The sequence below is a fragment of the Pseudonocardia kujensis genome (genome assembly GCF_021283305.1).
In the GTDB taxonomy this organism is placed as follows: Bacteria; Actinomycetota; Actinomycetes; order Mycobacteriales; family Pseudonocardiaceae; genus Pseudonocardia; species Pseudonocardia kujensis.
In genome coordinates this window covers 22347-34837 of the sequence record NZ_JAJSOK010000022.1, presented here as the reverse complement: position 1 = coordinate 34837, position 12491 = coordinate 22347, and the positions used below count along the sequence as shown (strand labels likewise).

At 76.2% G+C, this 12491-nt stretch carries 9 protein-coding genes; 5 read left to right on the top strand and 4 right to left on the bottom strand.

Annotation, left to right across the window (positions count from 1 at the left end):
- Positions 1-10 precede the first annotated feature (10 nt).
- Entirely contained in the window at positions 11-205 is a 195-nt protein-coding gene (locus tag LWC35_RS17255) for a ferredoxin (protein WP_232871168.1), read from the top strand.
- Complete coding sequence (locus LWC35_RS17250) at positions 202-2103, top strand: NAD(P)/FAD-dependent oxidoreductase (RefSeq protein WP_232871167.1); 1902 nt, start codon at positions 202-204, stop codon at positions 2101-2103. The genes LWC35_RS17255 and LWC35_RS17250 overlap by 4 nt, the downstream gene beginning before the upstream one ends.
- Positions 2104-2206: 103 nt before the next feature.
- On the opposite strand, the gene LWC35_RS17245 is transcribed toward LWC35_RS17250, so the two are convergent.
- From LWC35_RS17245 to LWC35_RS17235, 3 genes are all read right to left on the bottom strand, one after another.
- Positions 2207-3835: a flavin-containing monooxygenase gene (locus LWC35_RS17245; RefSeq protein WP_232871166.1), complete on the bottom strand. Its 1629-nt coding sequence runs from the start codon at positions 3833-3835 to the stop codon at positions 2207-2209.
- Positions 3836-3991: 156 nt separating this feature from the next.
- Entirely contained in the window at positions 3992-6076 is a 2085-nt protein-coding gene (locus LWC35_RS17240) for a hypothetical protein (protein ID WP_232871241.1), read from the bottom strand.
- Positions 6073-6825 carry a hypothetical protein gene (locus tag LWC35_RS17235; RefSeq protein WP_232871165.1) on the bottom strand — a complete coding sequence of 251 codons (753 nt, stop codon included), beginning with the start codon at positions 6823-6825 and terminating at the stop codon, positions 6073-6075. Before LWC35_RS17235 ends, LWC35_RS17240 begins: the two co-directional genes overlap by 4 nt.
- 116 nt (positions 6826-6941) lie before the next feature.
- Here LWC35_RS17235 and LWC35_RS17230 point away from each other — a divergent pair, with 116 nt between their 5' ends.
- Positions 6942-7661: a Crp/Fnr family transcriptional regulator gene (locus LWC35_RS17230; RefSeq protein ID WP_232871164.1), complete on the top strand. Its 720-nt coding sequence runs from the start codon at positions 6942-6944 to the stop codon at positions 7659-7661.
- A 26-nt stretch (positions 7662-7687) separates the two neighbouring features.
- Here LWC35_RS17230 and LWC35_RS40325 read toward each other — a convergent pair whose 3' ends face one another.
- On the bottom strand, positions 7688-9928 hold the full coding sequence (locus LWC35_RS40325; RefSeq protein WP_232871163.1) for a tetratricopeptide repeat protein: 2241 nt from the start codon (positions 9926-9928) through the stop codon (positions 7688-7690).
- Positions 9929-10136: 208 nt separating this feature from the next.
- Between LWC35_RS40325 and LWC35_RS17220 the strand changes: the two genes are divergently transcribed.
- Positions 10137-11276: a hypothetical protein gene (locus LWC35_RS17220; RefSeq protein WP_232871162.1), complete on the top strand. Its 1140-nt coding sequence runs from the start codon at positions 10137-10139 to the stop codon at positions 11274-11276.
- A gap of 108 nt (positions 11277-11384) precedes the next feature.
- On the top strand, positions 11385-12413 hold the full coding sequence (locus tag LWC35_RS17215) for a TerC family protein (protein ID WP_232871161.1): 1029 nt from the start codon (positions 11385-11387) through the stop codon (positions 12411-12413).
- Positions 12414-12491 lie beyond the last annotated feature (78 nt).

Genomic DNA, 12491 nt, shown 5'->3' with positions numbered 1-12491 from the left:
GGACCGACCGATGAGGATCAGCGTCGACCCGGAGGTCTGCGAGGCGCACGGCCAGTGCTCGATCGTCGACATGGACCTCTTCCCGCTCGACGACGACGGGTACTCCGCCGTCGGGCCGGACCGTGAGGTGCCCGAGGGCGAGGAGGACGCGGCGAAGCTGGGCGTCGACGCCTGCCCGGTGCGGGCGCTCAGGATCCTCTCGTGAGCGTGCTGTTCACGCCGGTTCGGCTGGGTCCGCTCACGCTGAAGAACCGCCTGGTCATGGCCCCGATGGGCACGTGCCTGGACAACGGCGGGTTCATCACCGACGACACCGTGGCCTACTACCGCCGCCGCGCCGAAGGAGGGGTCGGCGCGATCACGGTGGAGGGCTGCCTCGTCTCGTCGGACACCGTCGGGCCGGAGCCGCGGATCAGCGGACCGGAGTACCTGCCGGGGCTGCGCCGGGTCGTCGAGGCGCTCCGGCCGTACGACGTCACGGTCGGCGTGCAGCTCATGCACCCCGGCCGGCAGGTCGTCGACGGACCGTCGGTGGCGCCGTCGCCGGTGCCGCTGAACTCGGCCTCGCCGGTCCCGCACGCGCTGACGGTGCCCGAGATCGAGCGGATCGTCGCCGACTACGCCCGGGCGGCCCGCTACGCCCAGGAGGCCGGCTACGACTATCTGGAGGTGCACGGCGCGCACGGGTACCTGCCGTCGAACTTCCTGTCCCCGCAGCACAACCACCGCACGGACGCCTACGGCGGCTCCCTGGAGAACCGGGCGCGGTTCTCGGTGGAGGTCGCGCGGGCGATCGTCGCGGCCTGCGACCTGCCGCTCGTGTGGCGGCTCAATGGGACCGACGCCGAGCCCGGCGGGTTCGACCCGGAGTCGGCGGTGGCCGTCGCGCGGATGCTGGAGGCGGCGGGGGTCGCGTCGATCTCCGTGTCGTCGGGAACCTGGCTGACGCTGCAGGAGACGCTCGCCCCGATGTCGGTGCCACGCGGGCACATGCGCCCGCTCGTCCGGGCCGTCAAGCAGGCCGTCTCGCTGCCGGTGATGGCCGTCGGGCGGCTCGACGACCCCGAGCTGGCCGAGAGCGTCGTCGAACGCGGCGAGGCCGACCTCGTGCTGCTCGGCCGCGGGCTGATCGCCGAGCCGGACTGGCCGCTGCTCGTCCGCGAAGGTCGGCGGGACGAGCTGCGCCCCTGCATCGCGTGCAATGCCTGCGTCGACCTGGTCGGGCGCGGCGAGCGGGCGCGCTGCTCGGTCAACCCCGAGGTCGGCCGCGAGCTGACCTGGGAGGTCGAGCCCGCGGCGCGGCCGCGGCGGGTGATGGTCGTCGGGTCCGGACCGGCCGGGCTGGAGGCCGCGCGGCTCGCCCGGCTGCGCGGGCACGAGGTCTCGCTCTGGGAGCGCGACGCCGAGCTCGGCGGGAAGCTGGAGGTCGCGGGCCTCGCGCCGAGCAAGCGCGAGGTGCTGCGGTTCCGCGAGCACCAGGCGCGGCGGCTCGCCGTGCTCGGGGTGGAGATCCACACGTCCGCGCCGGTGTCGGCCGGGACGGTCGCGGCCGAGCGGCCGGACGTCGTCGTCGTCGCGACGGGCGCCGACCCGCTGGTCCCGCCGATCCCCGGCATCGACGGACCCACGGTGCACGACGCCCAGCGGCTGCTGCGCGGGGAGATCGAGGTCGGGGCCGGGACGCGACTGGTCGTGGTCGGCGGCAGCGCCACCGGCTGCGAGACCGCGGAGCTCGTGCGGGCGCGGGGTGCCGAGGTCACGATCGTCGAGATGCGCGGCAGCATCGGCCGCGGGATCGAGGCGATCACGCGGCGGCAGCTGGTGCGGCAGCTGAAGAAGGCCGGCGTGGAGGTGCTGACCCGGGCCACCGTCGTCGGGATCGAGCCCGGGGTCGTGCACTGGCAGGAGACCGACGGCACCGCGCACGCGCTCGACGCCGACCTCGTCGCCCTGGCGATCGGCTGGCGCCCGACCGGTTCCGACGTCACCGCCGGGCTGGAGCTCGGCGAGGGGATCGAGGTGCGGGTGCTGGGCGACGCCGACTCCCCGGCCGACTTCGTCCGCGCGGTCAACGCCGGCGCCGACGCGGGTCTGAGCGTCTGACAGTTCCCTTCCCGCGAGTCGGCGGTCTCCGTACACCGGACCGCACATCCCGGGAGCTCCCGGGATGTGCGGTCCGGTGGTTCAGGAGTGCCGGCCCGCGGGTCTACGCGGAGCGGGCCACCTCGACCTCGGGTGACTTGGTGTAGCCCTCGTAGCCCTTGGCGGCGACGTCGTCGCACTTCTCGCGGTACACACCGACTCCGCCGATGTAGGCCATGAAGACCCGCGGCTTGCCGGGCACGTTGGAGCCCATGTACCAGGAGTCCGCGGTCGGGTAGAGGGTCGTGTCGCCGACCTCCTCGACGTGGCGCACCCACTCGTCCTCGGCCTCGGGGGTCGCGTCGAGCTCCGCCACGCCGTTGTCGCGCATCCACTGCACGCAGTCGGTGACCCAGTCCACGTGCTGCTCGATCGAGACCATCATGTTCGACAGCACCGACGGGCTCGACGGGCCGGTGATCGTGAACATGTTGGGGAAGCCGGCGACCGACAGCCCCAGGTACGAACGCGGGCCCTCGCCCCACTTCTCCCGGAGCGACACCCCGTTCTTCCCGCGGATGTCGACCCGGGTGATGGCGCCGGTCATCGCGTCGAAGCCGGTGGCGAAGACGATCGCGTCGACCTCGTACTCCTGCTCCGACGTCCGCACGCCCTTCTCGGTGATCTCCACCAGCGGGGTCTTGCGGATGTCGACGAGGTGGACGTTGTCCTTGTTGAAGGTCTCGTAGTAGCCGCTGTCCAGACACGGCCGCTTGGTGCCGTACGGGAAGCTCCGCGGGGACAGCAGCTCGGCCAGCTCCGGGTCGTGCACGGTCTCGCGGATCTTGGACCGGACGAACTCGGCGGCCGTCTCGTTGGCGTCCTTGTCCACCAGGGTGTCGGTGTACGAGGTGAGCACGGCGACGAGGTTGCCCTGCTCCCAGGCCGACTCGTAGGTGGCGGTGCGCTCTGCCTCGTCGACCTCGAGCGCGGACTGCGTGGGCAGCGGGACCGGGACGCCGAACGCGGAGAGCTGCTGCTCCTTGCGGTACTCCCGGTACGTCGCCTTGCGGGCGGCGACCTCCTCCTCGGTGAGGGGCCGGTTGCCCGCGGGCATCGAGAAGTTGGGCGTCCGCTGGAAGACGACGGTGTCCGCCGCCTGGCCGGCCATGATCGGGATCGACTGGATGCCCGACGACCCGGTGCCGATCACCGCGATCCGCTTGCCGGTGAAGTCGACGCCCTCGTGCGGCCAGTGTCCGGTGTGGTAGGTCGGGCCCTGGAAGCGCTCGGCGCCGGGGATCTCGGGTGCCTTCGACACCGAGAGGCAGCCGGTGGCCATCACGAACCAGCGGCAGTCGACGACCTCGCCGGTGTCGGTGGTGATCGTCCAGCGGGCGCGCTCGGCGTCGTAGACCGCGCTCTCGACGCGGGTGTCGAACGTGATGTCGCGGACGAGGTCGAAGCGCTCGGCGACGTGCTGGGCGTAGGTCAGGATCTCGGGTTGGGTGGCGTACTTCTCGCTCCAGGTCCACTCCTGCTCCAGCTCGGGGGAGAAGGAGTAGGAGTAGGCGAGGCTCTCGACGTCGCACCGGGCGCCGGGGTACCGGTTCCACCACCAGGTGCCGCCGACGCCGGAGGCGGCCTCGAACACCCGGGTGGACAGGCCCAGCCCGCGGAAGCGGTGGAGCTGGTAGAGGCCGGAGAACCCGGCCCCGACGATGACGGCGTCGACGGCTCTGTCGTTGGTCACGCGTGCTACCTCCAGGCTGCGACTCTGCAGACGGTTGGTGACGTGGGACCCAGTCAACCGATCGTTTGGCACAGTTGCGACGTCCACGGCGACGCAGTCGGCGCGCGGGTTCGTTCCGGGGACACCTTGACCGGGACGGGTCCGCTGTGCTGCGGATCACTGGCCGCCGGAGAATCCCCCGGTCAGCGCAGCGACGAGCGCCCAGTCCGGGGCGGCGGGGTCCAGCTCGCGCAGCTCCCGGACGGACCGGGCGGCGGGGGAGTCGGCGAGGCGGGCGGCGACGAGATCAGGGCACCCCGGGGCCTCGCCGACCTGGACCAGGCCTGCGGCGAGCCGTGACCACCCGGTCGCGGCGGGGTCGCCGGCCTCCGCCAGGGCGGCGAGGGCGGACCGGTGGGCGGCGACGGCCCGGCAGGGGTGGCCGGCCGCCCGCTCGACGGCCGCGACCTCCTGCCACGCCGCGGCGACGTCGGCGGGCCGACCGAGCGTGCGGAACAGCGCGAGCGCGGCGTGCAGGTCGGCCAGCGCCTCCGCGGGACGGTCGCGCCGGCGGGCGAGGTGCGCGCGGTCGAGGAGGGCGTGGGCGTGGGCCGCGTCGTCGCGGCCGGCGAGCAGGTCGACGGCCAGGTCGAAGGCCGCGCGGGCGTCCCGGAGGCCGGCGGGGTAGGCGGCTCCGACGGCCGGCGCCGCCGGCGTGACCGGAGGGGGAGGGACGGCCGGTGCCGGCGCGACCTGCGGTCCCGTCGGCGTCGCTGTCGCCGGTCCGGTCGGCGTCGTGGGGGTCGCCGGAGGTGCGGGGGGTGGGGGTGCCGCGGTCGGTGCGGTCGGTGCGGGTTCCGCGGCCCCGGCGAGCGCGGCGGCGAGTCGGTGGGCGGCGCGGCCGAGGAGCACCGGGTCGCCCGCGCGGTCGGCGAGATCGAGGCCGGCGGTGGCGGCGGCCAGCGCGGCCGTGTCGTCGCCCCGGCGGGTGCGGGCGGCGGCGAGGTGGACCAGGGCGTCGGCCCCCACGACGGGATCGGCGTGCGCCGCGGCGTGGTGGACCAGCCGCTGGAGGAGCGTGGCGGAGTCGGCGGCCGGAACGGCATGCGGCGGGTACGCGGGCGGCCCGGGACGGTCGTCCGGTGCCACACCCGGGTGGTCGGCCGGTGTCGGGGGATCGAGCGCCGCCGGTCGTGAGGCCGGGAGGGCGGCCCACGCCGGATCCGCCGGCAGCACCTCGGCGACGGCCCTGGGCAGGGCGCACCACGGCCCGGTGCCGGGCCCCGGGCGTGGGCTGAGCAGACCGCGCCGGAGCAGGGCGCGCAGCAGCGGGTCGACCGGGGCGCCACCGGCGAGCCCGTCCGGGAGCACCGCGGCGCACCGGGCCGGATCGACCAGCGGCAGTCCGGTGGCGCGGACCGCCTCCAGCACCTCGCGCTCGGCGGCGGGCAGGGCGGCCAGCGCGATCCGGGCCGCGGCACGGGCGGCCGCCGCGGCGTCGCGCGGCGGGGCCGAGCCGGTCAGCGCGCGCACCGCGGCGGCCGGCGTCGGACAGGCGCCCGCGAGCAGGCGCACCGCGAGCGGCGACCCGTGACAGGTCTCGAGCAGCGCGGCCGCGTGCCCCGGACGACCCGGTGCCGGGGGGCGGGCGGGCACGTCGTGGTCCGCGCCCGGCAGCAGCGCGGCGGCCGCGGCGGGCGGCAGGCCCGGCACCACGACCGGGGCCAGACCGTCCAGGTGCAGCTCGTCGAGCGGCCCGGCCGAGGTCACCAGTACGGCCGAACCCCCGCCGGGGAGCAGCGCGCGGACCTGGGCGGCCGAGCGGGCGTCGTCGAGCACGAGCAGGGTGGGCGCGGCGGCGAGGACGGCGCGCAGCAGGACGGTCCGGTGCGGTGTCGCGGGCGGGATCTCGCCGGCGCGCACGCCGAGGTCACGCAGCAGCTCGCGCAGCGCCGGGCCCGGATCGGGACCGGTCAGCGGCACGAAGCGGACCCCACCCGGGTACCGCCCGGACAGGCGGGCGGCCGCGGCGAGGGCCACCGCGGTCGTCCCGACGCCGGGCCCGCCGGTCAGCACGACCCCCGGCGCACCTGCGGCGAGCGCCCGCAGCACGGCGCCCAGCTCGCCCTCCCGACCGACGAGTCCCGTGAGGGCGACCCCGTCGACCGGGGGCGCGGCGGCCGGCTCGAGGAGGACCCGACCCACCTGCACGACGGTCCCGACGGGCGCGGCCACCCGCAGGTCCAGCTCCGGGTCCCTCACACGCCGCCCCGGCGGTCCGGCGGTCCGATCGTGAGGCCCCCGTGCAGCTCCCGCGCCTGGACGACCGTCCCGGCCTGGCCGCCGTCGGCGATCTCGATCCGCATGCCGGGGGTGTCGGGCCCGGGCTCGTCGGCCGCGAGGTCGGCCGGGGCGTCGGCGGACCCGGCCGCGCCGGGCAGCGCCGGCAGCGGGCCGCCGGTGTGCAGCCAGGCGTGGCCGGAGAAGACCTTGGCCGGCTCGAGGACGAGCACGCGCCGGAAGTCCCGCACCCGCAGCACGCCGCGCAGCTCGGCGAAGAGCGGATCGGACAGCGCGACCGCGAGGTCGGCGCCGGGCCGGCGGGCCAGGTCGGCCCGCAGCGCGCGGGACCCGAGGAAGCGGCAGGTGCGCACCACGCCGCTGCCGGCGAAGCCGTTGCGCGCCGGGCGGCCCGGTCCGCGGTGGGCGGCCGCGCGCAGCCGGAGCCGGTCGCGCGGGCTGGAGCGGTTGAGCGCCTCCAGCCCGGCGCGCAGCGCCACCAGCATCGCCACCACGGCCGTGGGCTCCGCCGCCGGCCCGAGCAGGGCCACCTCGCCGTCGCCGTTGGCCTGGCGCAGGGCGTCCGTCCGCGCCGCCCGCCACGCCCGGTCGAGCACCCCGGCGAGGGCCTCCTGGGCCCGTTCCTGGCCCGCGTCCGAGCGCCTGCCGTAGCCCTCCAGGTCGACCGCGACGCACAACCGGTCGCCCGCGTCCCCCCGGCGTCCGACCACTCGTCCCCCCGTACCACGATCCGCCGCCGACGGGGAGCCTACGAGGTGGGGGCGCCCTGCGGGTAGGTTCGGCCTGCGGGCCGCCCGGTCCGCTCGGCACCCGGGGGGACCGGTCGGTGACGACCCAGGAGCGGACGGACGGCCCGTGGGCCGGCGCCGGGCCCGACCCTGCCCTCGATCCCGCGCTGTGGGGCGCGTTGCGCGCCCTCGGGCACCCCGTCGACTTCGCCGCCGGCGGCACGATCCTCTTCCAGGGCTCCCCCTCGGAGTCGATGCTGCTGCTGGAGGAGGGGCTCGCCACGGTGAGCGTCGCCGCCGCGGACGGGGCCGAGGTGTTCCTCGCCTTCCGCGGGCCGGGCTCCCTGCTCGGTGAGTTCGGCTATGTCGACCGCAGGCCGCGCTCCGCCATGGTGCGCGCCGCCGTGCCCACCCGCTGCCGGGTGCTGCCCCGCCCGGCGCTCGACCGGTTCCTCGGCGCCGACCCGGAGGCCCAGCGGGCCGTGACGGCCGCCGTCGTCGCCAAGATGCGCGCCGTCACCGACCGCCGGGTCCGGTACACGCAGGGCCGCATCGGCGTCCGGATCGGGCGGGTGCTCCTCGACCACGCCCGCGAGTTCGGCGTCCCCGGCCCCGGCCGCGCGGTGGTGATCGACGTGCCGCTGGTCCACCCGCGCATCGCCGACCTGGTGGGCGCCCGGTCGCGGATCGTGGGGCTGGAGCTGGCCCGGCTGCAGGAGGCCGGGCTGGTCGACACGGGCTACCGGTCGTCGCCGCGGAAGCTGCGGGTCCTCGATCCCGAGGGCCTGCGCCGCAGGTTGGGCGAGCCCGCGGGCTGAGCCCGGCAGGTGGCACCGGTGCGACATCACCGGGCCGGATCCCGGCGATCATCGAGGTCCGACGACCGGCCACGGGAAGGAGCCGCGGTGAGCGCCGAACCCGATCCCGACGAGGGACCGGTACCGGCCCCGTCCGGTTTCGCCGTCGACGAGGACGTGCTCGCGCTGCTCGGCCACGACGGCGCGGCGCTGCCGACGGAGCTCCCTTTCGACTCCTGGTGACCCACGGCGGCCGTCCGGCGGCGTGCCCTCGCCCCGCCCGTCCGGTCGCTCGCGGCCACCGCGGCCCGCAGCGCCGCCCCCGGCCCGCCCGCCGCCCCATCCGACCGCCCCGCATCCGACCGCCCCGCATCCGACCGCCCGGCCGCGGCCAGTGCCTCGGCCAGCCCCTGTCGCGGGGCCGCCGGCTCCGGCCCGCCGAGGTCCGCGAGCAGCGCGCAGCTGCGGCGGTACGCCTCGACGGCCCCGGTGAGGTCGCCCGCGGCGCGGCGCGCGGCGCCGAGGCCCTGCCACACCGCGGCCTGTCCCGGCCCGTGGTCCAGCACCCGGAACCGTTCGAGTGCCCCCGCCCCGCACTGCAGGGCGCGGTCCGTGCGGCCGCGTGAGCACGCGACCACCCCGAGCCCGTGCAGGGCCCACGCCGTGGTCTCCACCGCCTCCGCGCCGCGGTGCGCGCGCAGCAGCGCGATCACGCGCAGGTAGAGCTGTTCGGCGCGGCCCGGCTCACCCAGCTCGCGGTGCACCTCGGCCCGCGCCAGCACGGCCCCGGCCGCCCCGACCGGGTCGCCGGCGGCGAGGAAGCGTTGCTCCGCCCCGTCGAGTGCGCCGACGGCGAGGTCGGGGCGGCCGCGGTCGCGCTGTGCGACCGCGATCCGCACCTGCAGCTCGGCCCGCCGCTCCGGCGGTCCCTCGGCCACCGCGCACCGCAGTGCCGCGGCCTGGATCCGGTACCAGGGCGCCCAGGGCGCCCGTAGCAGGTCCCGGTCCGCGAGGACGTCGGCGACCTGGTCGAGCCCCGCCCGGTCGGACTGCTCGAGGTCCTCGGCGACGACGACCAGGTTGTCCCACTCGGCCGCGAACCAGCCGTGGTCCGCGGGCCGGCCCGGGGTGGGCCGGGCACGGTCGAGCGCGCGGAGGTAGGTGCGGGCGACCCGCTGCCGGCCCGCCGTGGCCATCCGCTCCCCGCCCGTGTCGCGCAGGGCCTCCTCCGCGAAGCGTCGGGCGGGGTCGCGCAGCGCGTACCGCGGTGGCGTGCCCGGCCGCCGGTCGACGAGGTGGGCCGCCGCGAGCACGGCCAGCGCCGGACCGACGTACTCGGCGTCCACGCCCGCCAGCGCCGCCGCCGTCGCGGGCGTGATGTCGGCGAGCGGCAGCGCCCCGAGCGTGCGCAGCACGCGACGCTCGGTCGGCCCGAGGTGGGCGTAGGCCGCGGCGTACGACGCCCGCAGCGTCCGGTCCCCGATACGGAGCCCGGTGAGCGTGCGGTGCCGGTCGAGCAGCGCGGCGGCGAGCCGCTCCGGCGTCAGGTCCGGGTCGGCGGCGAGGCGGGCGGCGGCGATGCGCAGCGCGAGCGGCAGACCGTCGCAGACCGCGGCGAGCTCGTCGACGCCCGGGCCGGGGCCGCCGAGGAGGGCGCGGGCCTCGTCGGGGCTCAGATCGCCGACCTCGACGCGGACTGCCGTGCCCTCGGGCATCGTGGCCGGGCAGGCCGAGGTGAGCAGGGCGAACGAGGCGGTCCGGGCGGGCAGGAGCCCGGCGACCAGGCCGGCGTCGGCGACGTCGTCGAGCAGGAGGAGGACGCGCCGTTCGGCGAGAGCGGCCCGCAGCTCGGCCCGGGCGTCGGCGGCGTGGGCGGGGACGGGCAGGCCCAGCCCGGCGAGCAGGCCGGCCGCAGGGCCCTCCGTCCCGGACCGGTGGTCGCCCAGGTCCTCGGTGAGGACGCCGTCGGGGAAGAGCGGGGCGAGCCGGTGCGCGGCCTCGACGGCCAGTGCCGTGGTCCCCGCGCCCGGGCGGCCGGTCAGCAGGACCGTCCGGACGGGTCCGCGGACGGCCCGGACGATCTCCGCGAGCTCGCGGCGCCGCCCGACGAAACCGTGCGGGCGGGGCGGTAGGGCACAGGGCACCGTGCCCGGCCGGGCGTCCGCCACGGGGCCGGCCCCCGCGCCCCCGCCCAGTGGGACGGCCACCGTGCCGACCTGGACGGCGGTGCCGACGGGGGCGTCGAGGCGCAGGGTCAGCCGCCCGGCGCGGCCTGCGGGTCCGCCCACCCCGTGATCACCTCCCGCTCGGTCGCCGTTCCCAGTGTCGTCGATCGGTCGATGCTCGGGGACGTGGGCGCGTTCCGTGGACGTGCGTCGGCCGGGTGTAACCAACGGCAACGTTGCAGCGACCTGATCGGTGGTGATCGGCGGGACATCAGCCGGGACATCAGCAAGGTCGTCGGCGGGACACCGGCGGCGGAGGAGGCGGGCGGCGATGCCGCAGAAGGGGCTGGACCCCCTGCAGGAGGATCTGCCGGAGCCGGTGCGCGAGGTCGTCACGGCGCTGCGGACGATCTACACCGACGGGCCCTTCGACCGGCTCCGGCAGGTCGAGGAGGCCGTCGTGCGGACCCGCGCCGACCGTCCCGACCTGGTCACGGTCTCGTCGGCCACCTGCTCCCGGATGCTCGGCCCGCGGCGCACCGCCGACGGCCGCAGCGCCCTGCCGCGCTGGCCCTCGGTGCGGGCCTTCCTGGTGGTGCACGGTGAGGACCCGGGCCCCTACGAGGCGCACTGGACGGCAGCCCGGGACGCGTGGACGGCCGGGGAGGGCCGGGGGGACGCGGAGGGCACGGAGGTCGCGGCCGACACCGCCGACACCGCCGACACCGCCGACACCGCCGACACCGCCGACACCGCCGAGACCGCCGAGACCGCCGAGACCGCCGAGCCTGCGGTGGCCGCACCGGCCCCCGTCGCACCGGCCCCCGCCGCACGGGTCCCTGCCGCGCCACAGGACCCCGGCGACCCGACCGGCGCCCGGCCCCTGCCGCGCCGCTCGCGGTTCGTGGCGCTCGCGCTCGCCGGGCTCGCGCTCTTCGCGGCGGGCACGGCCTTCGGCCTCGTCCTCGGCCGCGGATCCGCCGAGCCGCGGGCGGGGGCGGTCTCGCCGCTCGCCCTGCCCGGCGCGGCGACCACCGAATCGGCCGGTCCGAGCGGTGTGAACTGCGACCTCGGTGTGGCGGGCGGCGACGTCCGGTTCCTCTCCGTGGCCTCGGACGAAGGGCAGCCGGGGATCCCGAGCCGGATCCGCGTGGACCTCGAGGTCGTCAGGCCCGCCGACCCGGACCACACGTACTGGCTGATGCTCCGGCTGTTCACCGAGGGGCTGCCGTCCTCCGCGAAGGCGCCGGTGCGGACCGACTCCGGGCCCGCCTCGTTCGTGCTCGCCTCCGACTCCCCGATCGGGTCGGTCCGCGACCTGTTCGTGGTGGAGGCCGACGCCGGTGCGGGACAGTGGCTCCGGGAGAGCTACCAGCACGACGGTGACAACAGCTGGGCACAGGAGCACGGGTCGCTGCCGCCGGGTGCCGACGTCGTCTCCGGGACCTGCCGGGTCGCACGCACCCGCTGACTCCGCCGTGACGTCTGTCGCTTTCGCCCGGATTCGGGCGAACTGTCCCGGCCGTCGGTAGCCTGCTCCCGAGGGGCGGCAACGGCGACATCGACTTCAGGAGGACGGGTGCTCGAGGTCAGCGGGCTGGCGTGGGCCGTGACGATCGGGGCGGTCCTCCTGCTGCTCGCGGTGGACCTGGTCGTGGCGGCGCTGCGACCCCACCGGGTGGGCTTCCGGGAGGCCGCGCTCTGGTCGGTGTTCTACATCGCGGTGGCCGTGCTGTTCGGCGTGATCTTCTGGGCCTACGCCGGCAGCCAGTTCGGCATCGAGTACTTCAGCGGCTACATCGTCGAGAAGAGCCTCTCGGTCGACAACCTGTTCGTCTTCGTGATCATCATGACGACGTTCGCGGTCCCCGAGGAACATCAGCACAAGGTCCTGACCTTCGGGATCGTGCTCGCGCTGATCATGCGCGGCATCTTCATCGCCGTCGGTGCCACGCTGCTCAACGCGTTCTCGTTCATGTTCCTGGTGTTCGGCCTGCTGCTGCTCTACACCGCGGTCCAGCTCTTCCGACACCGCGACGAGGACCCGGACGTCGAGGACAACGCCGTGGTCAAGGGCGCGCGGCGGCTCTTCCCGGTCAGCGACGAGTACCACGGCGGCCGGTTGTTCGCGAAGGTCGACGGCAGGCGCCTGGTCACCCCGCTGTTCATCGTGTTGGTCGCGATCGGCGGCATCGACCTGCTGTTCGCGCTCGACTCCATCCCCGCCGTGTTCGGCGTGACCAGTGAGGCCTACATCGTCTTCGCGGCCAACGCCTTCGCGCTGCTGGGCCTGCGCGCGCTGTTCTTCCTGGTCAAGGGCCTGCTCGACCGGCTGGTGTACCTGTCGACCGGGCTGTCGGTCATCCTCGCGTTCATCGGCGTGAAGCTGATCCTGCACTGGCTGCACGTCGACATCAGCCCGTCGGTGCCGGAGATCCCCACCACGCTGAGCCTGGGCGTGATCGTCGGCATCCTGGTGATCGTCACGGTGGCGAGCCTGGTCAAGACACGCAACGACCCCGGTCAGCGGGCGCACGCGGGCTCGCTGCGGGCCAGCCGGAAGGCCCCCGGTGCGGTGGGGGCCTCGGAACAGGAGCGGGACCGCTAGCATGGTGGCGTGCGCCACGCGCTGACCTCCCGGCGGGAGATCATTATCCGGCGCGCCGGCTGAGCCAGGTCGCCGGCG